21 protein-coding genes and 1 tRNA gene are annotated in these 17,160 nt (G+C 59.2%); 7 read left to right on the top strand and 15 right to left on the bottom strand.

Annotated features, from left to right (window positions below; translation table 11 throughout):
* Positions 1–117 precede the first annotated feature (117 nt).
* The 3 genes from IEV58_RS03620 to IEV58_RS03615 are packed head-to-tail and all read right to left on the bottom strand — an operon-like array spanning position 118 to position 2,453.
* Complete coding sequence (locus IEV58_RS03620) at positions 118–792, bottom strand: SDR family NAD(P)-dependent oxidoreductase (protein ID WP_229729243.1); 675 nt, start codon at positions 790–792, stop codon at positions 118–120.
* The gene (locus IEV58_RS18155; protein ID WP_229729164.1) at positions 674–2,221 is read right to left on the bottom strand and encodes an AMP-binding protein; all 1,548 of its coding nucleotides are present in this window, start codon (positions 2,219–2,221) and stop codon (positions 674–676) included. The genes IEV58_RS03620 and IEV58_RS18155 overlap by 119 nt, the downstream gene beginning before the upstream one ends.
* Positions 2,199–2,453: an acyl carrier protein gene (locus IEV58_RS03615; protein ID WP_188408317.1), complete on the bottom strand. Its 255-nt coding sequence runs from the start codon at positions 2,451–2,453 to the stop codon at positions 2,199–2,201. Before IEV58_RS03615 ends, IEV58_RS18155 begins: the two co-directional genes overlap by 23 nt.
* A 111-nt stretch (positions 2,454–2,564) precedes the next feature.
* On the opposite strand from IEV58_RS03615, the gene IEV58_RS03610 reads away from it, so the two are divergent.
* Positions 2,565–3,191, top strand: coding sequence for a serine O-acetyltransferase (locus IEV58_RS03610; RefSeq protein WP_188408316.1), 627 nt, complete (start codon positions 2,565–2,567; stop codon positions 3,189–3,191).
* Here the strand turns inward: IEV58_RS03610 and IEV58_RS03605 are convergent.
* From IEV58_RS03605 to IEV58_RS03575, 7 genes are all read right to left on the bottom strand, one after another.
* Entirely contained in the window at positions 3,171–4,679 is a 1,509-nt protein-coding gene (locus IEV58_RS03605) for a tripartite tricarboxylate transporter permease (RefSeq protein WP_188408315.1), read from the bottom strand. The two genes, IEV58_RS03610 and IEV58_RS03605, sit on opposite strands and share 21 nt — an antisense overlap.
* Positions 4,676–5,149 carry a tripartite tricarboxylate transporter TctB family protein gene (locus tag IEV58_RS03600; protein WP_188408314.1) on the bottom strand — a complete coding sequence of 158 codons (474 nt, stop codon included), beginning with the start codon at positions 5,147–5,149 and terminating at the stop codon, positions 4,676–4,678. Before IEV58_RS03600 ends, IEV58_RS03605 begins: the two co-directional genes overlap by 4 nt.
* Complete coding sequence (locus IEV58_RS03595; protein ID WP_188408313.1) at positions 5,140–6,105, bottom strand: tripartite tricarboxylate transporter substrate binding protein; 966 nt, start codon at positions 6,103–6,105, stop codon at positions 5,140–5,142. The genes IEV58_RS03600 and IEV58_RS03595 overlap by 10 nt, the downstream gene beginning before the upstream one ends.
* An 84-nt stretch (positions 6,106–6,189) precedes the next feature.
* On the bottom strand, positions 6,190–6,759 hold the full coding sequence (locus IEV58_RS03590) for a peroxidase-related enzyme (RefSeq protein WP_188408312.1): 570 nt from the start codon (positions 6,757–6,759) through the stop codon (positions 6,190–6,192).
* On the bottom strand, positions 6,756–7,244 hold the full coding sequence (locus tag IEV58_RS03585) for a carboxymuconolactone decarboxylase family protein (RefSeq protein ID WP_229729163.1): 489 nt from the start codon (positions 7,242–7,244) through the stop codon (positions 6,756–6,758). The genes IEV58_RS03590 and IEV58_RS03585 overlap by 4 nt, the downstream gene beginning before the upstream one ends.
* On the bottom strand, positions 7,241–8,713 hold the full coding sequence (locus tag IEV58_RS03580; RefSeq protein WP_229729162.1) for a flavin-containing monooxygenase: 1,473 nt from the start codon (positions 8,711–8,713) through the stop codon (positions 7,241–7,243). The genes IEV58_RS03585 and IEV58_RS03580 overlap by 4 nt, the downstream gene beginning before the upstream one ends.
* Complete coding sequence (locus tag IEV58_RS03575) at positions 8,710–9,699, bottom strand: LysR substrate-binding domain-containing protein (RefSeq protein ID WP_188408310.1); 990 nt, start codon at positions 9,697–9,699, stop codon at positions 8,710–8,712. Before IEV58_RS03575 ends, IEV58_RS03580 begins: the two co-directional genes overlap by 4 nt.
* Before the next feature lie 221 nt (positions 9,700–9,920).
* Here IEV58_RS03575 and IEV58_RS03570 point away from each other — a divergent pair.
* The 4 genes from IEV58_RS03570 to IEV58_RS03555 all read left to right on the top strand — a co-directional run bounded on the left by IEV58_RS03570 (position 9,921) and on the right by IEV58_RS03555 (position 13,043).
* Positions 9,921–9,997 (top strand) — tRNA-Arg (locus IEV58_RS03570).
* Positions 9,998–10,916: 919 nt separating this feature from the next.
* Entirely contained in the window at positions 10,917–11,996 is a 1,080-nt protein-coding gene (locus tag IEV58_RS03565; RefSeq protein ID WP_188408309.1) for a hypothetical protein, read from the top strand.
* Entirely contained in the window at positions 11,993–12,394 is a 402-nt protein-coding gene (locus tag IEV58_RS03560) for a hypothetical protein (RefSeq protein WP_188408308.1), read from the top strand. The genes IEV58_RS03565 and IEV58_RS03560 overlap by 4 nt, the downstream gene beginning before the upstream one ends.
* Positions 12,387–13,043: a hypothetical protein gene (locus tag IEV58_RS03555; RefSeq protein ID WP_188408307.1), complete on the top strand. Its 657-nt coding sequence runs from the start codon at positions 12,387–12,389 to the stop codon at positions 13,041–13,043. The genes IEV58_RS03560 and IEV58_RS03555 overlap by 8 nt, the downstream gene beginning before the upstream one ends.
* A 24-nt stretch (positions 13,044–13,067) precedes the next feature.
* On the opposite strand, the gene IEV58_RS03550 is transcribed toward IEV58_RS03555, so the two are convergent.
* The gene (locus IEV58_RS03550) at positions 13,068–13,274 is read right to left on the bottom strand and encodes a helix-turn-helix domain-containing protein (RefSeq protein ID WP_229729242.1); all 207 of its coding nucleotides are present in this window, start codon (positions 13,272–13,274) and stop codon (positions 13,068–13,070) included.
* Positions 13,275–13,348: 74 nt separating this feature from the next.
* On the opposite strand from IEV58_RS03550, the gene IEV58_RS03545 reads away from it, so the two are divergent.
* Together IEV58_RS03545 and IEV58_RS03540 are read left to right on the top strand one after the other, a co-directional pair.
* Complete coding sequence (locus IEV58_RS03545) at positions 13,349–13,879, top strand: hypothetical protein (RefSeq protein ID WP_188408305.1); 531 nt, start codon at positions 13,349–13,351, stop codon at positions 13,877–13,879.
* 20 nt (positions 13,880–13,899) lie between these two features.
* Positions 13,900–14,499, top strand: a complete 600-nt coding sequence (locus tag IEV58_RS03540; protein ID WP_188408304.1) for a hypothetical protein — start codon at positions 13,900–13,902, stop codon at positions 14,497–14,499.
* 6 nt (positions 14,500–14,505) lie between these two features.
* Here the strand turns inward: IEV58_RS03540 and IEV58_RS18410 are convergent, their stop codons facing one another.
* The 4 genes from IEV58_RS18410 to IEV58_RS03520 all read right to left on the bottom strand — a co-directional run bounded on the left by IEV58_RS18410 (position 14,506) and on the right by IEV58_RS03520 (position 17,053).
* Positions 14,506–14,922 (bottom strand): winged helix-turn-helix domain-containing protein, encoded by a 417-nt coding sequence (locus IEV58_RS18410; protein WP_371873614.1) that lies wholly within the window; start codon positions 14,920–14,922, stop codon positions 14,506–14,508.
* Positions 14,923–15,193: 271 nt separating this feature from the next.
* A complete protein-coding gene (locus IEV58_RS03530; RefSeq protein WP_188408302.1) occupies positions 15,194–15,421 on the bottom strand; it encodes a helix-turn-helix transcriptional regulator in 228 nt (75 codons plus the stop codon).
* Positions 15,422–15,489: 68 nt separating this feature from the next.
* A complete protein-coding gene (locus IEV58_RS03525; RefSeq protein ID WP_188408301.1) occupies positions 15,490–16,014 on the bottom strand; it encodes a hypothetical protein in 525 nt (174 codons plus the stop codon).
* A gap of 58 nt (positions 16,015–16,072) precedes the next feature.
* Positions 16,073–17,053, bottom strand: a complete 981-nt coding sequence (locus tag IEV58_RS03520) for a site-specific integrase (protein WP_188408300.1) — start codon at positions 17,051–17,053, stop codon at positions 16,073–16,075.
* Between the last annotated feature and the right edge of the window lie 107 nt (positions 17,054–17,160).

The following is a 17,160-nucleotide window of genomic DNA, read 5'->3' as shown; positions in this document are numbered from 1 at the left end:
TCTTAGCACAGGAGCGTCGCGTAAAGCATCTAGCCGTTACGATGTGACGCAATGACGACCGAAGTGAGTGCCTGTGCAGATGCGGGCCCGCCTGCGACGTTACGACCCCACCGGCCATCAGCAGGTGCTGCCGGCGTCCACCGTCACCACGGTGCCGGTGATCGATCCGCCGTCGGGGCCGATGAGGTAAGAGACCGCGCCCGCGGCATCCTCAGGTGTCGCGAGGCGGCGCAGCGGGCTGCGGCGGAGGATGGACTGCAGCTTGTCTCCCTCTAGGCCCTGCGTCATCTCCGTCTGCATATAGCCCGGCGCCACGGCGTTGACCGTGATGTTGATGCGTCCCAGTTCGCGGGCAAGCGACTTGGTGAAGCCTTCCAGCGCCGCCTTCGACGCCGCATAGGCGGCAAGACCGGAGAAGCCGGTGGATGCGATGATGGAGGAGATGTTCACGATACGGCCGCCCCGGGCCAGCATCATGGAACGGGAGGCATATTTGGTGAGGATCATCGGCGCCAGCGTGTTGATCCGCAGCAGTCGCTCGATATCGGAATTGTGCATGGTGCCGAGCACGCCATCGAGCCCGACGGCCGCATTGTTGACGAGCCCGAACAACGGCCCATGGGCTGTGGTGACCGATTGCACGAAATCCTTGATGCCATCGGTCTCGGCCATGTCAAAGGGCAGGAAATGCACGCGATCCGGCTGGCTCGCGCGCAAGGCCGCCAAATCCTCCGTCTCCCGCCGTCCGGTGGCGACGACATTCAATCCGTCGCTCGCAAGACGCGTGGCGATCGCAAGTCCGAGGCCACGTGTTCCGCCGGTAACCAGCACTGTCTTCACGGAATGCTCCTCTGCACCTTGCCGGCCGCCGTGGTCTCGATGCTGTCCACCAGCCGCAGGATCGCCGGAACCTGCCAGCGTTGCAGATGTGCGCGGCAATGGGCGAGAAGCGCGGCGGTGTAGGCCTTGTGTCGGGAACCTCTATGGCCGGAACCACCTCGGCAACGACCACCGCTCCGGTGATGGGATTGGGCCGCGCCGAAACGCGGGCCAGCCGGACCTCGGGATGGGTCACCAGCATACGCTCCACCTCTTCAGGAAAGAGCTTGTTGCCGCCGATGTTGATGGCGCCGTTGGCGCGGCCGCGAAAGAGGAAGCGATCTCCCCGCCGTTCCACCACATCCCCGGTGTCGATAAAGCCCTCCTCATCGGCAAAGCGCTGGTCAGAACCGATGTAGGAGGGCGAGACATCACCGTTCTCAACGAAGAGCCTGTCATCATGGATCTTGAGACGGATGCCGCCTGGCGGCTCATCGACAAAGGAGGCTGGAAAACCGGCCTTGCCGTCCTTCACCGAAAATGCCGCTCCCGCCTCTGTCGAGGCGTAGATGTGGACGATCCGGGCCTCGGGAAACTCCCGTTTGAGGCTCTGAAGGATGGCATCGTCCGCGACTTCGCCGCCAAGCGTCACCTGCCGCAGGGACAGTCGCGGCCGGTCCGGCGTCATCAATATCTTGCGCCAGAGCGTGGGCGTACCTGACAGCGCGTTGCAGTCGTGAGCCGCCAGAAACGCGAGCTGATCACGCAGGGGCCACCGCGTGTCCGGCAGGACAAGCCCGCCGCCGCCCATGAGGCCCTGCAGGAAGACCTGGATGCCGGCAAAACGTGACAGTTCGAAAAGCTGGCCCCACCGCAGGGCCGCCCCCTCCCCCCGTCCGCGTTTGGCGGTGCGGGTCAGGGAGGAGAGACTGTGCTCCACCAGTTTCGGCCGTCCCGTGGTTCCCGAGGTGGCGAAAACCCAGCGGGTTTCGGCAACTGCCTCCGGCCCTGCGGTAACAGGGCTAGCCCCCGGCAACGTCACGTCGCCGTCCCAGACCACCGGCGTGCCGCGCTCCATCCAGCCCTGCGCCCCATCACTCAAGATGGTGCATGGGCCAAGACGGCCGAGAAGGTCGGCGGCATCAGCGGCGGCGGTGGCGGGCGAAATGAGCACCATGCGCTCGGCGCGCCCATGAAGAGCGAACAGCGCCAGCGCCAGCTTCAGCGGATCCGCCAGGCAAAGGACGACATCACCCGCCTCCGCCAAGACCGCTGCGGGCAGCAACCGCCCGGCCTGACGCAAAGTCTCGCCGGTCCACGGACCGGCCGTGGAGAAAAGCACATTCGCCTGCGGTAAACCGGCGGCCTCGGCCGCCAGGTCAGCGAGGGCGATTGTCTTCATAGAAGGCGACGAACTGGCCAAAGGTCGTTGGATAGAAAGCGGTGCTGGAGAGGGAGAAGGGATCGTAGCCCAGCTCCTCATCCAGCCGCGCGACCAGTATGGCAAAGCCTAGCGAATCCAGCCCGCTCTCCAATAGAACGGTGCCGTCTTCAAGGTTGACCTTTTGGGTAGCCCCCGTTTCAGAAATGACATCGTCGAACACGGAAATGATCTTCGCTCGGACATCTGTCATTAGCCAACTTCCCCTGATGCCAAGTCTCGCATTTTAGCTTAATCTACGGTCCTCGCCATTGAAAGCCTAAAGCTTGACCATAGAACTGTCTGGTACAGCGGGGAGTGTGCGATGTCCTTCGTGGAAGATACGGGAAACGCCAGCACGAGGATGGGCCTGAAGGCGCTGATCAGGGAAGACTACCGGAACCATTTTTCCGACTGGACGCGCCCCGGCTTTCGCGCCATCGCGGTCTATCGTTTCGGTTTTTGGGCGAGAGGCCTAAAACCCGGCCTCAAGCGCCGCATCCTCGTCCGCCTCCACCTGACGGCGTTCCGCTATGTCCGCAATCGCTATGGCATTGAGATCGCGGCAACCGCCAAGATCGGCCGTCGCTTCCACATCGGGCACCAGAACGCCATCGTGGTGCATGCCCATGCGAGTATTGGCGACGACTGCAAGATCCGCCAGGGCGTCACTCTCGGCGTGGGCGGCCTCGAGCGCGACATCGATTTTTCCAAGAGCGGCCCGGTCATCGGCAACAGGGTCGACATCGGCGCGGGCGCGATGATCGTCGGCAAGGTCACCATCGGCGATGACGTCAACATCGGCCCGAACGCCGTGGTCATGGTCAATGTGCCGGCCAATTCCACCGTGCTCGGCCCGCCCGCCCGCATCCTGCCGCGGCCGGCACCGGCAGCGGAAGGCAAGGCCCATGCGGCCGGCGCAACCGCGCCTTCATTTAGCCGGCTCAACTGAGCTGCGTCGGCGCTGCTTCCAGACAGTCCAGAGCGGTGTCGCAAGCACGAACAGCGTCAGGGCGATCATGATCATCGACATGGGCGAGGAGACAAGCGCCATGGGGTCTCCGCCGGAGATGGTCATGGCGAGCAGGAGCTGGCTTTCCGCGATGGGCCCCAGGATCACGCCCAGAATGATGGGAGCATTCGGATAGTCCAGCTTGTCCAGCATATAGGCGACAAGGCCGATGCCCAGGAGGGTATAGAGATCGAACATGGTGTTGTTGACCGCATAGACGCCCACGGTCACGAACAGCATGATCACCGGCGCCAGCACCACGCGCGGAAGTCTCAGGGCCTGTCCGAAGATGCGCGTTGCCGTCAGGCCGCCGACCACGGCAAGCATGACGGCAGACAGCAGCATCTGGACCATGAAGCCGTAGACCACATCCGGATGTTCGGCGAAGAGCTGCGGTCCCGGCCGGAGGCCATGAACCAGGAGGCCGCCGAGGATCACGGCGGCCACGCCGGAGCCGGGAATGCCAAGGGTGAGCGCCGGGATGAGTGAGGCGGCATTGTCCGCTCCGTTGCCAGCCTCCGAGGCCGCGACACCCTCTGGATTGCCCTTGCCGAAGGTCTCGGGCTGCCTGGAAGCGCGCTTGGCGTCATTGTAGGCCAGATAACAGGACATGCTGCCGCCCGCGCCCGGGAGCACGCCGATGATGATGCCGATCACAGAACTGCGCATCCAGATCGGCAGATAGCGGCGCCAGTCCGCCAGAACCGACCCCTGCCGCTTCAGCTTCAGAAGGTCACCGGGCATGCCCGTCTTCAGCGCCTCCTCGATCATCATGAGGACCGGCGGGATGGCGAAGAGCGCGCTGAGGAGCACGACGATGTCGAGACCGTCGGCGAACTCCAGCAGGCCGAATGTATAGCGCTCGGTACCGGAGGAAATATCCGTGCCGATGGTGCCGATGAGAAGGCCGATCACCGTGGCGATCAGGCCCTTGAGAAAATCATCGCCGAGCAGCGACGCGACGGTGGCAAGGCCGAGGATGGCAACCCAGAAATATTCCGCCGGGCCAAAGAGCAGGCTGAGCTTCACAAGACCCGGTGCGAATATGATCAGCGAGATGGCTGACAACACCGATCCGATAACGCCGGAGACGACGGCGACCTGAAGCGCATAGGCGGCCTTGCCCTGCTTGGTCATCTCATAGCCATCGAGGATGGTGGCGACGGAAGCAGGCGTGCCGGGCACGCGCAGCAGGATGGCGGGAATGGCGCCGCCGTAGCTGCCGCCGTTGTACATGCCGGCCATCATGCCGAGCGCGAACAGCGGGTCGAGCCCGAAGGTCAGCGGGATCAGAACGGCAATGCCTGTCGTGACCGTGAGGCCAGGCAGTGCACCCACCACGAGGCCGGCGACCGTGCCCAAGAGAACGGCGAAGAGATTTGCGGGCTCGAAGACGAGCGGCAGTGCCGAAAGCAGAGCGTCGATCATAGGATGGCTCTCAGTACGCCGTCGAGAACATCGGGCGGAAGCGGCCTTTCGAGCATCACCTTGAAGACGAGATAGATGAAGACGAGGATGCCGATGACGACAGGCAGGAGAAGCTGCAGGTGGCGATAGCCGAGGAGCATCGGCACGCCGATGCCGAAGATGAGGCTCGGCAGGATGTAGCCGACGACATCGATGGCGACGACGTAGAGGAAGATCATGCCGAGGCCGACAACAAAGCGGCCGGGATGATCGAAGAGGCGCGCGTCATCGGGCGCGGAAGCGCCCATCAGCGTACGCGCCGCCAGGATGATGGCACTGAGTCCCAGCAGGATGGCGAGGACGCGAGGGTAACCCCCGCTCTGCCCGGCATAATTGCCGGCCTCCACATAGGCCCAGACCGCCGCGCCAAGAAGCAGCGCGGCGAATCCGACCTCCGCATGGCGGCGGCTGGGGTTGAGATTTACCGCCACGGGGTGACCTTCCAGGTCTCAGCGAGATTCTTGCTGATGAGGTCGATCAGCGCCTTGTAATCCTCGGCGTTGAGGTAATGCAGCGGGATCTCGGCCTTGATGGCGGCATCGCGATATTCCGGATCGTTCATGGCCGCTTCCAGCGCCGCCTGCAGCTTGGCCAGGATCTCTAGCGGAACACCCTTGGGCGCGGCGAGACCACGAGAGGTGGTGACCACCAGATCGATGCCCTGATCGCGGAAGGTCGGAACATCGGGCAGAGCCTTGGAGCGCTCCTCGGCCATGATGCCGAGAATGCGGATGTCGCCGGAACGGGCGAGCTGGACGGCCTCGCTGAGGTTCATGGTGGCGGCAGGGACATGGCCGCCGAGCAGCGCCTGACGCACGGGCGCGGTGGAGCCGAAGAAGGCGGGCTTGAAGGTGGTGCCGGCCTGGCGATTGAGGTTGAGAAGGCCGATGTGGTCGGAGGAGCCGACCGCGCCGGAATTGCCGATCACGATGGTGTTCGGCGCCTTCTTGTCGGCCTCGATCAAATCCGCCAGGGTCTTGTACGGGCTGTCCTTACCCACCACGAGGATGCCGGGGTCATAGACCATGTTGCCGATCGGCTGGAAGTCATCGGTGGTGTACTTGGCCTTGCCTTCCACCACGAGGGAGTTGAAGGCCGGCGGATTGATCATACCGATGGTGTAGCCATCCGGCTTTGCACGGGCGAGCTCGGTCCAGCCGATCTCACCGCCGGCGCCGGGCTTGTTGACCACGGCGATGCGGGCACCGCCGCCGAGATGTTTTTCCATGAAGCGGGCAATGGAGCGTGCCGCCACATCCGTGCCGCCGCCGGGCGCGAAAGCCACGATCATCTCGATGGGCTTTTCCGGATAGTCCGCGAGTGCGGCTGAAGGAAGGGCCGCGAGGCCGGCGATGATGCAGCCGGCGAGCCAGGTTTTCGTTTTCATGTCGGATCTCTCTGGTCAGGTTATTGACTATGCACTTGGCCTCGCCGTTCAACGGGCGAAATCTCACTCATGGTTCCACCCTCCTCATTCGGCAGGCTTTGAATGCCCGAGCACATGCATCAGCCGGTTGGCCCAGCCGAAGATGGCGATGGCATGGATGAGGTCGATGATCTCGCCGTCGTCGAGGCCAGCATCGCGAAGCGCCGCGACATCCTCAGGCGTCGCCTGCGATGGCGTCACCGACAGGCGCCGGGCGAAGGTGTAGATCGCGGCGTCGCGCGGGCTCATGTCCTCCGCGCGATTATAGAAAGCGGCCGACACGGTGTCGTCGCTGCCGGTGATCCTGGCATGCTGGCGCGCATGGACCACCGCGCAATAGCGGCAGCCGTTGACAACGGACGCCCCCAGCGCCCCGAGCTCGCGATCGGCGCGCGGCAGGCCGCCCTCCACATACATGATGGCGTTGAACAGCACGGTGCGCGCCACATAGCTTTCCGGATCATGGGCGAGCGTGCGCACATATTCCGAGACCTTCTTGGCAGACGGCGTGACCTTCATGGCCTCGAGTTGCTCAGGTGTCGCGTCATCAAGCTCCACCGGTGCGATGTGGGGATGCCAGGTCAGCGGTTTCAGGCGGACGGCGGGAAGGCTCATGATGCCCCCATGAGGCGCAGGCCTGCGACAACACGGGTCTGGAAGTTGACGAAGGCGATCAGCTCGGACAGCGCCACGATCTGCGGGTTGGTGAGGCCTGCGCGCTCCAGCCGCCGGATGTCCTCGGCGCTGGCACGTGAGGGATCGGAGGTGATCAGATCGGCATGGCCCGCCATGGCCGCCAGCGGTTCGGCAAGGCCGGTCTCGCCGCGGGAGAGCCGAAGTTCCTCCTCCGTCGGCAGGCTCATGGTGAGTTCGGCGTCATAGTAGGCCGTCAGCGGCGCATCGTCGTTGAGCGCGGCCATGCGCCGGGCAAGCGCTGCCCGCAGCGCGCGCGACAGACCCAGGTCGTCCTTTGGCGCAAGCACCGACGTCCGGCAGATCTCCGCGCCCTCGACGAACTCCGGGCGAAGCCGGCGGGCGATGAAGCGGGGATCGGCTGACGACAGCCCCGCTGCGCTGTCGATCACATCACGTTCGGTCATCGCGTGCCCTCCACCTGCAGCAGCGGCGTTGAGTCCACCCATTCATCGCCCTGAAGTTCCGGCGTGTCATAGGCGATGAGGTTGGCGAAGTGGGTCTCCACATCGGCCGCAAAAAGCGCTGCCGCGATGCCGCGCGCCAGGCGGTCCGCGCCGGCGCTGACCGCCGGGATGTCGCCGGAGACCTTGCCATGGGTCAGCATGGCGGCATCGTTGAAGCAGTGGATGCGCGACAGCATGGGGCATGTGCCCGGCACCTTCTCGCGGAACTCGAAGTCTGGCCCGAGATCGGGCGCGTCGCTCATGTTGCTGCGCATCGGCCCCATGTCGGCGGTCTGGCGGCCATCGGCCCAGGTGCGGATGAAAGGCGCGATGCCGGCAAATTCCTCGCGGTTGGTGAAGCCGTTGGAAAAGCCGGTGGCGGCAATCAGGAAATCAAACTCCATCTTCCCTTGCGTGGTCTCGACATCAAGCGCGCCGTTGCGCTCGACAACGCTGCGGATGCCGCAATCAAGATAGAAGCGCGCGTGAGGATGGCGCGAGACACGGAGGGTGGAGGACCGCGGCGGCGGCGTCTGCTGCGCGGCGGTGTAGTCGACGAAGCGCCACTTCCAGGCATCCGGCAGACGGTGCATGCCGTGGATCACACCCTGGCTGCCGATGCCGGTCATCTTGTTGATGCGCGGCATCTCCTTGCGGCGGATCAGCATGGCAAGGCTGGCCGCGCCCGCCTCCAGCGCGGTCGCCGCATTGTCCATGGCGGAAGCGCCCGCCCCGATGACCGCCACGCGCTTGCCCCGCAGGGCCTTGAAATCGATGTCGTCAGCGGAATGGGCCCAAAAGCGGCGATCGACGCCCTCAAGGAAGGGCGGAATGGTCGCCCCGCCAAGGCCGGAGCGGCCGGTCGCCAGCACCAGATGGCGCGTAAACACGCGGCGCGCCTCGCCATGGTCGAGGAGATCGAGCGCGATGACGTCGCCGGCGTCATGGATGCCGGTGAGCCTGACGCCGTTCTCGACCGGAAGATTCAACACGCGGCGATACCAGACGAGGTAATCCATCCACATGTCCTTGGGGATCTTGTCGAGATCCTCCCAGGCCTGCTCGCCGAATTGCGCCGTGAACCAGGCGCGGAAGGTGAGCTGCGGCAGGCCAAGGCTGGGACCTGCCAGGGACTTCGGCGAACGCAGCGTGTTCATACGCGCAAAGGTAACCCAGGGCCCCTCGCTTCCTTCAGGCGCGGCGTCATAGGCCACAACATTGGTGATACCGGTCAGCACAAGCTTTGCCGTGGCGGCGAGGCCGCACATGCCGGCGCCGATGACCACCACATCGCGGACCCGCTCGCCCTCATGCCGCTTTTCCGGCACCCAGGGCTTGGCGGGAAGTTCCAGGTAGAGCAGGTCCTGCGCCAGCCGGGCCTCGAGCCCGGCCAGTCCCACCATCCCGTGCGTGTGTGCGACGTCAGTCATGCCGGAAGTCCGTCCTTCACATGATCATCCGCTGCGACTGGAACTGACTTGCCCACGATCAAAGTTCCGGCGAGAGCCGGATCCAGCACCTCAAGTCCGGGAATCTTTTCTCGCGCCGCGGCCTCGACGGCGTCGATCAGCGCCATGGCGAGGGGCCGGACGGGCCGTCCCTGCGGCGCGATCACACCCCATCGGAAGGGCGCCGCGCCATCGATCGGGCGGATCACCACGCCCGGAAGGCTGAGGCCATAGGCGGTGACCGGGTCGATGACGGCAGGCACGGCCATTTCGCGCACCATCTGGAGCGCGGCATAGGACACATTTGTGCGGATCACCGGTCCAGTCTCGACACCGCGTGCCGCGAGCGCCTCCGCGATGTGACGCTGAAAGCGCATCGGATCCAGCATGGTGACGATGCGCCGGCCGGCAAAGGCCGTTAGCGGCACGACGTCGAGCTTCACCAAGGGATCATCGGCCTGCAGCGCCACCACATCGGGCACGGAATAAAGGCGCAGCACCTGAAGGCCGGGCGTGTCAAGCGGCAGGCTGGAGAAGCCCACCTCCGCGCGCCCTGCCCGCACCTCCTGCGCCACCACGGAGGGCTGGAACTGACCGACATGGGTTTCCTGCGGAAGCTGGCCCTCATCCAGCCGGGCCAGGGCATGCGGCAGGAGCCCCGTTCCGATGGCGGAGGTCGCGGCAATCTGCAGGATGCGCCCTTTGCCGGCGGCAATGGCTTTCGCCCGCGCCGCAAGTTCGGTGAAGGACATCAGCAACCGTCGCGCCTCCTGCTCGAAGGCGACCCCCTCCTCCGAAAGCTGCACCCGCCGCCCGACCCGGTGCAGCAGATGAAAACCCAATTCCTGCTCCAACTCCTGGATGGTCCGCGTCACCGAGGGCTGCGGCCGGCCAAGCATCTCGGCAGCCTTGGTGATGCTGCCGCTCGCCGCTACTGCGAGGAATGTCTGAAGATCACGCGTTTCCATTGGGCATATGCTGAATGTGAATTTATTATATTAACTCATTCAAATATGGCATATGTCAACCGGGTCTGAAGAGGGGCCGTGTGGGCCTGGGCTGACAACAACGGCCAGATGCAGGACAAGGGGTAAGCTGAGCCGTTCACAGGAGCCGGTGACCAGCCGCGCATTCCGCGTTGCGAAAATCGCAACGATCCGCTACGTTCCGCCCGCACTGCTTAAGGCAAGCACCCGTAGCTCAGCTGGATAGAGCGTTGCCCTCCGAAGGCAAAGGTCGCACGTTCGAATCGTGCCGGGTGCGCCAACTTCCAACTCATCCGCAGCCGCAAAAACCTCTCATTTCGCAACCGCTTGCGCGATTCTAGAACGCAGTGGAAGCGAAAGCAATCGGCTGCTGTCGTTTACGAAAGACTGACGATGGGATGCGGCTAGTGTGACCAGCGTGTGACCAGATCACATGATGATGCCGGTTCACCTACTACCTGCGCAAAGATCGATGAGCCTCCCCCCGGAGAAAACAAAACGGCGGAGTGCGTAGTGCGTGCGTGGAGCAAAGTGAGGCTCATTGTCCCCCACTTGCATCGACGCGGAGTGCTGCCTTTGGGAGCGCAATCGGTGCGGTACCGGCGAAAGTACCACTTAGGAGCTTGAGCATCATAGACCCCACATCACGACCTGATTGACAACCCAACTTTCAGTGCGTGCAACCATCTGTCGATAGCGAATGAGCTTAGATGGAGCCGGACGCATTTGGCCTTATTCGAATTTCGGCACCGAGTGATCGCGGCAATCAAACTACCTGCCGTTCGAGTTGCTTTTGATACGCGCGTTATAAAAGCCGCTTATTGAATTGGCGGCGGTGGCGGAATCGACGGCACACTAGTGATAGTCCGTCGTTTTTAGCCGACGATCAGATATGAATGCCGCTCGCTGTAACAGATACGGGTAACTAGGCTGCTCCGATCAACATCAACGCAATCGAAACCTGCCGATGAAACACATGAGCCGTACTTCGGACATAAGGCTTCAGCCGCTACGCTGGAACTGGCTGCCAAAGCGCTGGCGAAAATAGCGATTTTTGACAAGCACGAGCACCTCCAAAGCTTTTTGTCGAAAGTTGCACCAAATTTCTGTGTAACTTTTCTCTTTGGCTATAGCCGACTTCGATCAGGTCAGACAATCGTATGCTGACGATGCTCGATGGATGCACTGGAGTTGGTAGCATGAAAGCAAACCTTGCGAAAAGCATGCAGGCGCGAATGCCATTTCAAATTGCTCAGAAAATTCTTCGACAGCTTGATCTTGATCGCGGCATGGGCTGGGAAAAAACCGTTCAAAAAATCGCAAGTGATGATCTTACAGATGAGCAGGTCAGCAGCTTGGAAGCTGCGCTTCGAGAACATATATTTTGCGGGGAAAAGAGTGTGCGCTTTTTCCACATCTCCGACGATGAGCGGTCCCTCTGCCAGTCGAGCCAATTCCTCGAACCAATTCCAGAAAGCGAGTTTAGGAAGCACTATCCGGCATCTGTGCCGGAAGATCAGTTAGCAGGCCTGCCAAACAAGCCGATCTTAACAGCCATCGAAACCGTTGGAGAAGACACCGCATTCGTTTTCTGTTCGGTCCGAACGCAGACAATCCGTGAGCCCATTCGACCTGATCAATTACCTACCGAGACAGCCTCCGATCTTTTCCAGTCCTATGAGGAGATTGTTGGGCTGAAAACAAAACGCATTCAAGCGTTTGATGTCATTTGGATTCCCGGAAAGTCCAAGCTTGCCGATGCGCGAGTCGATCAACCGCTCGGAATGTTGGGCGAAGCAGCAGAAAACGCACACATTGATCTAGCAGAGGCCTTTAACAAGCTTGTTGGCCAGAACATTTTCTCCAACCCTATCAACTTGTTTCCGCTGATCGAAAAAATGTATGGCGATGAAAAAGAAGGCGTTGTTGTCGAACTTGGGTTTGGAACCTCTACCGCCTCGGTCAAACAAGAAAAAATGCGGCGTCAGGGCGCATGCTTGCGAAAGGAAAGCTATCATGTCGGTGGCAAGGCGAACCTCCCAACGCCGATTGAACCCTATCGCGTCAGCATTATGTGGAAGCTACCATTACGTCACGATCAGTTCTCAACACCTGAATTGAGCTTAAATAGCAGTGTCCGCATTGCCGGATCAGCCATGCCATCGATGCTATCGGTTAACCTAAGGAAGTGCTTAGGAAACTCCGATTACAATTTCGTAAGATCACGTATCGCCAGTCATCTTTATGGTTCACCAACGGCAGCAAAGCCAAACCCATGAGCATCAAGACGATCACTGACGCACTTGAACGTTGGGAAAAGGGCCCGGCGCGCGATGCCTCTTTGAAGATCGTTGAGTATGTTTCCGAACATCGTAATCACGTTCAACTCCTAACGTTCAAGACGCTGGGAAATGCCGTTGGGGTCGAGGTGAATAATCAAGTGTTGCTCGCTGCGATCAATATCCTCGCGAGCCCTCGTATTGCGGCATTAGATATACACGCACACTATTCGGATAATGATGAGGAAGAAATCGAGTTAGACGCGCGAGAATTTGCCGAGGTTTGCAGGACCGGCGTTTTTATTCATCCCTATACGGGAGCTGAGATCAACGACTATCAGGATAGAATATATCCGTTCTTTGTCCCATCTTCGAACTTTCTTGAATCCAATGACTGAAGAGCGCTACAGCCTCAGAGAACTTCGCCTTATGACAAATGGTGATTTGCCAGCCACACTGTCACTTGATCGCCTATTTAATAGATCGTTTGAAGAACAAAATAAGATTGTGAATAAATCTATTGATTTATGCGCTCGAATTCTTGTGGAAAACAGGCATTTAAAGCAAAAACGATCTGAAGATGAACTTACCATTGATCTCGTCATGATGTTGCAAGCTCAGGGAGTGGATGCAACACATGACACACAGATAGGAGGCCACTGTGATATAGTCATTCGCGGCTATTTTGGTTTTTTATGGATAGGAGAATCAAAGCTAGGAACAGACTACAATTGGATATTGAAAGGATACGAGCAGCTTGATACAAGATATTCAACAGGGTTAGAAGGGCAAGACACAGGATCTATGCTAATATTTAGTTATCGCAAAAATTCTGCATCGATGTTTAGCCGATGGCTAAAACATCTTAAGTCTAATAGGTCAGATGTTAGTATAATTGAGAACGATAACGATACTGTATCGATACACAAACATGAAGGTACGGAGCGTCCATTTACAGTTCGCCACATTCTTGTGAGCTTATATTGGAAACCCATGGATAACAAAACACCAAGTCAGCGAAATTTAGCCAGATCAGGCAATTCTTAAGAACTATATCTGCAACAACATCTACTAATCGGGCTCTTTCACTAGGTCGACATGACTAACGCTCAGAACGGCCGCTAGCTCAAAAAGAGTTATCACTGTTGGGTTTCGCTTGCCCCGCTCCAAGTCGCTTATATATTGCTGACTATACCCCGAGAGTTCGGCGACTTGCTCCTGTGTAAGCCCCCGAGCTTGGCGTATCCGAGCAAAGTTGTCACCGACGAGCTTGCGCATATCCATGCGCTACCGATTGCAGGAGTGCGCTTCTCGGTTTATCAACTATAGTATGTAAGTTGGGGTGTTCGCTTATGTTGCATCGTCGTTCGAAGCTGATTGTTTCTGCCTTCGCTGTATCGCTGATCGGCGGTGGATGCACAACGACCGCAGACGGAACGCAAACACGTCAGCTGTTCGCCCTAGCTGATCAAAAGCAGGCTGTGTGTGATGCGCAGCGGTTCGACACTGCACGAGCACGTGCTACGTGCGCCAATAGCGCGGACGAGGCGGCGATTGCTGCTTACGGCGGCGATGCCGATCTCATTCGAGCGAAAACAGCGGCAAGGATGGCCATCGCTGAACAGGTTGATCGAGGACGGCTAACCCGCACGCAAGCACAAGCGCAGTTCGCACAGGTCACATCGCGTCTGACTAGCGAGCTCCATCGCCGTCGAGCTCAACGAGTGGGGGCAGTCGCTCAGGTCATGCAAGCGCAAGCGAACTCGCAAGCCATCGATACGATTGCCGCATCGAGCGAAAGGCTGGCGGGTGCTGCGGAGGATCAAGCCGCAACCTTCAGGACGCTGACGCAACCTGAACGTTATCGCCGCGCTGCATTTTGAAGCTCAAGCCGAGGTATCAGATGTTTCGTGTCAGTCTGTTCGCAACATCACTGCTTCTGGCGTTGACGGCCGGATCGGCTCACGCGGATTTGGTGAACGGGATCGTTCGGGACGCCATGCGCAAAGCTGGTGATGAAGCGGCCCAACGCGCTATAGCGGAATTAGCGCATGAACGAAATGCTGGGTTTCGATGGGCGCTAGAAAACGACATTACGACCGAGCGGAGGTGCACAGAACGCTCAATTAATCACGCTGCAGGCTGCCGCGAGTTTGTCCAATTGCAAAAGTTCTACCGGGTACCCGTCATCAATGCGGTTGAGACCTTCAAAGATCAGGGTATGAGTGGACTCGAAATATTGTCTCGCGATTGCCGACGCAAGAACGGAACGGCCGAACCGTTGTGCGTCTACATCGACCAAGTCGGCTTATACGTTGACGCAACAATATCGGCTGGGTTGGGATTTCCGCCGCACGCGTATTTCACTGAGGAAGCGTTTTTACGCCGCTCGGTGCCAGTGCTGAAAAATAACGGTCTCAGCGCGGTCGAGCCTGCTAATTCCTATCTGCGAGACGTGCATCGCTACGTCACTCGCATCGTTGATATGGAAATGGGTTGGTAAACCATCTCAACTTAAGCTAACAACCAATCTATTTGGATGTTTTGGATGCATAGCCTGTGTCATAGTGTAAGCTTGGCGGATGTTTTCGGGTCCGCACCAAGCAAAGTCGGCATCTATTTCATACCATCCGTGGCCCCAATTATATATGTAATCCAGCTCTTTAAGAGTTTTGATCGCGCGTCCGACAGTGTTTGAGGATATTCCTAGCTCGCGAGCAAGTTCTTCTTGCCCAATCTCAGCGCGGCACCCACATACTCGCAACCTGTATGCACTGTTCCCCTCCGGCGGTTCGGGCGCTGCATGATCCAGCTCCGCTACTGCGAATTGGAACCGACGTATCAATGCGATGAGAATTCGTAGCGCTGAGTTATTTGCTAATGTCGCTCCATCCTCTTCGATTTTAGCGAGAAGCTGTCTGGTCATTCGGACATGCTCTGGCATCCGATTGTTGGGATCGTAAACACTAACATTCAGGCCGTCGTTTCTTACTGCCTCTTGCGCCCGACGTTTCGCTTCGCCTGTGTCGCGCATGTAAAAGATGGGTCGGAGATCAGACCGCTCTGGCCTAGGCATGGAACAAAAACCCTCATCTAAGAGGGATTCCGTCCCTCCTTAAGGCACAAAAACCATCAGGTATGGTGGATTTTGGACGAGAAACATAAGTTTTTTCAATGACTTAGTTCCCTATATATATTCAAGAGGCTATGCCCTGCTTGTTGGCTTGAAGCCACTCACGGACCTGTCCAGTCTGATAAAGCACGGCTCGACCTACCTTGATGAAGGCAGGCCCTTTCCCCTCGTGACGCCAGCGAGCAAGCGTTTGCTCCGCTACGCCTAGGTAGGCGGGCAGCCTGGATGACGGAATTAGGGCCTCATCGGCCTCGGGAAGCAGTTTCAGCGCATAGGCGGCATCGGGTGTCATGAGAGGCAATCCTCTGCAAAGTGTCGATACCAGACGTTAGCCAATACGTCTGAGTTTGCATTGGGGCATTAATCGCGTGCGAGCTTGCGCCGCGTTTCACGTCGAGTGATCACGCGACGCAGTCGCAAACAGGTCTGCTTTCTGAACTGTGGCCCAAACGTCGCGTATATCGCCGTAGCGCGTTCGAACTCACGCAACAGCACGCACCAAAAGAAGTCGTCGATACTGTAGCTCTTGCTCGGATCGAGCAGCGGGTGGTGACGTGGTGCATGCCGGTGATACTCGCGACGCAGTGTATCTATGTCATCTTCCGGATCGCGGTACTGATCGTCGTGGTCCTGCGTACGCCGCTGGCGTGGTTTAGCGTCAGGGTGCTGATCGACGCTTTGGCGCAACGCAGCTCTCACGCCGCGGTTGGTCGCGAGCGCCTGCGTCACTTCCCGGTGTAGTGCGGTCTTCTTTGCATTGCGTGGCCGGCCGCGAGCAGGGAGACGTGCGAGATCGTCCGCAACGCGTGCGACATAGTCGCGTGGCGGTTCTGGCAAGTCGTCAAACTCTCGGCGCAATAGGTCTAGAAGTTCTTCGGTTTCCATGGGTTTATCGGCCGATGTACGCACATGCGGGATTGACGCTAAGACGATCATTACATCTTCACCGCGATGCCAGCTTCTGATGAATTTGCTCACGAGCAGCATGTGAATAGCGTTGTAACATCCTCATGTCTCGATGCCCCGACATCAACTGCGCCTCCGGTACCGTTAGGCTCATCTCGAAAAAGCGGCTGATGCCTTCGTGGCGCAGATCGTGGAAGTGGATGTCTTCCACCTCGCACCGTAGTCTGATCCGTTCCCATGCTAACCGCAGTGCGTTCGCGGTCATCGGGAACACGTTCGGCTGAGTGTGTGGCGTCAACATCGCCATTGCCCTAACTGATAGCGCGATAGTCCTCGCGTGACCGTTCTTAGTTGAGGGAATGAGAAGCGTTCGCCGTTCGAAATTTATATGATCCCACCGCATCGCAAGGATTTCGCCGCGCCGCATAGCGGTCTCGACCGCAAACACCATGATCCGTGCGACCATCCCACAACGCCGGTCGGATGCCGCGATCATCAAGCGCTGATACTCGTTCGAGACAAGCCGCCGCTCGCGCTGGTTAGGCTGCAGGTTGATCTTTAGCCGAGCTAGCGGGTTTTCATTGATCGGCAATCCCCATTCGTCGCGTGCAACTTCGAACATGTTGCGGATTGGTCCGAGCTGTCGCTTCACAGTATGCGGCGACACCGAAGCCAACCGCTCATCACGATACGCTATGAAATCAGCAGTCGTAACGTCTGAGAGACGCTTTCGGCAGATTGGATGACGCAGAAACGCGGTGAGAAACGTGTGCTCGACGGCATGCCCGCGCTTTGTCGGTGTGACCGTGTCGCGATAGCGTGTGATCACATCAAAAAGCGTGATGCGCTCAAGCTCTCGTGGATCGCCAGCCATTCCGCGACGGTCTGCCTGCGACTCCATCTGTCGCGCCCATTCTTTCGCGTCGGACATGCGGTTGAAAGAACGTGAGATCGCGGGAAATCCCTTCCTGCGAATCTGCACCTGAAACTTGTCTCGATGTTTGCGGATCGTCGCCATTTCGTTGCTCGCTGTGACCAGAGTGTGACCAGCGGCTTGCGACGAGATATTTCTGGTGACTGCGGACGAGTTAGAAGGCTACAAGCTCTTGGCACTGCTTAAGGCAA

Origin of the sequence: Agaricicola taiwanensis (genome assembly GCF_014635245.1) — a bacterium.
Lineage (GTDB): Bacteria > Pseudomonadota > Alphaproteobacteria > Rhizobiales > Methylopilaceae > Agaricicola > Agaricicola taiwanensis.
The sequence above is the reverse complement of the archived record's forward strand: the minus strand, read 5'-3'. Positions and strand labels throughout refer to the sequence as shown.

Excerpts from the sequence above, each read along its gene's own strand:
- IEV58_RS03585 (WP_229729163.1), bottom strand. The coding sequence starts at position 7,244 with ATGACCGAACGTGATGTGATCGACAGCGCAGCGGGGCTGTCGTCAGCC.
- IEV58_RS03555 (WP_188408307.1), top strand. The coding sequence starts at position 12,387 with ATGACTGAAGAGCGCTACAGCCTCAGAGAACTTCGCCTTATGACAAAT.
- IEV58_RS03610 (WP_188408316.1), top strand. The coding sequence starts at position 2,565 with ATGTCCTTCGTGGAAGATACGGGAAACGCCAGCACGAGGATGGGCCTG.
- IEV58_RS18410 (WP_371873614.1), bottom strand. The coding sequence starts at position 14,922 with ATGACCAGACAGCTTCTCGCTAAAATCGAAGAGGATGGAGCGACATTA.
- IEV58_RS03560 (WP_188408308.1), top strand. The coding sequence starts at position 11,993 with ATGAGCATCAAGACGATCACTGACGCACTTGAACGTTGGGAAAAGGGC.
- IEV58_RS03595 (WP_188408313.1), bottom strand. The coding sequence starts at position 6,105 with ATGAAAACGAAAACCTGGCTCGCCGGCTGCATCATCGCCGGCCTCGCG.
- IEV58_RS03520 (WP_188408300.1), bottom strand. The coding sequence starts at position 17,053 with ATGGCGACGATCCGCAAACATCGAGACAAGTTTCAGGTGCAGATTCGC.
- IEV58_RS03530 (WP_188408302.1), bottom strand. The coding sequence starts at position 15,421 with ATGACACCCGATGCCGCCTATGCGCTGAAACTGCTTCCCGAGGCCGAT.
- IEV58_RS18155 (WP_229729164.1), bottom strand. The coding sequence starts at position 2,221 with ATGAAGACAATCGCCCTCGCTGACCTGGCGGCCGAGGCCGCCGGTTTA.
- IEV58_RS03575 (WP_188408310.1), bottom strand. The coding sequence starts at position 9,699 with ATGGAAACGCGTGATCTTCAGACATTCCTCGCAGTAGCGGCGAGCGGC.
- IEV58_RS03545 (WP_188408305.1), top strand. The coding sequence starts at position 13,349 with ATGTTGCATCGTCGTTCGAAGCTGATTGTTTCTGCCTTCGCTGTATCG.
- IEV58_RS03605 (WP_188408315.1), bottom strand. The coding sequence starts at position 4,679 with ATGATCGACGCTCTGCTTTCGGCACTGCCGCTCGTCTTCGAGCCCGCA.
- IEV58_RS03540 (WP_188408304.1), top strand. The coding sequence starts at position 13,900 with ATGTTTCGTGTCAGTCTGTTCGCAACATCACTGCTTCTGGCGTTGACG.
- IEV58_RS03525 (WP_188408301.1), bottom strand. The coding sequence starts at position 16,014 with ATGGAAACCGAAGAACTTCTAGACCTATTGCGCCGAGAGTTTGACGAC.
- IEV58_RS03550 (WP_229729242.1), bottom strand. The coding sequence starts at position 13,274 with ATGCGCAAGCTCGTCGGTGACAACTTTGCTCGGATACGCCAAGCTCGG.
- IEV58_RS03615 (WP_188408317.1), bottom strand. The coding sequence starts at position 2,453 with ATGACAGATGTCCGAGCGAAGATCATTTCCGTGTTCGACGATGTCATT.
- IEV58_RS03580 (WP_229729162.1), bottom strand. The coding sequence starts at position 8,713 with ATGACTGACGTCGCACACACGCACGGGATGGTGGGACTGGCCGGGCTC.
- IEV58_RS03565 (WP_188408309.1), top strand. The coding sequence starts at position 10,917 with ATGAAAGCAAACCTTGCGAAAAGCATGCAGGCGCGAATGCCATTTCAA.
- IEV58_RS03590 (WP_188408312.1), bottom strand. The coding sequence starts at position 6,759 with ATGAGCCTTCCCGCCGTCCGCCTGAAACCGCTGACCTGGCATCCCCAC.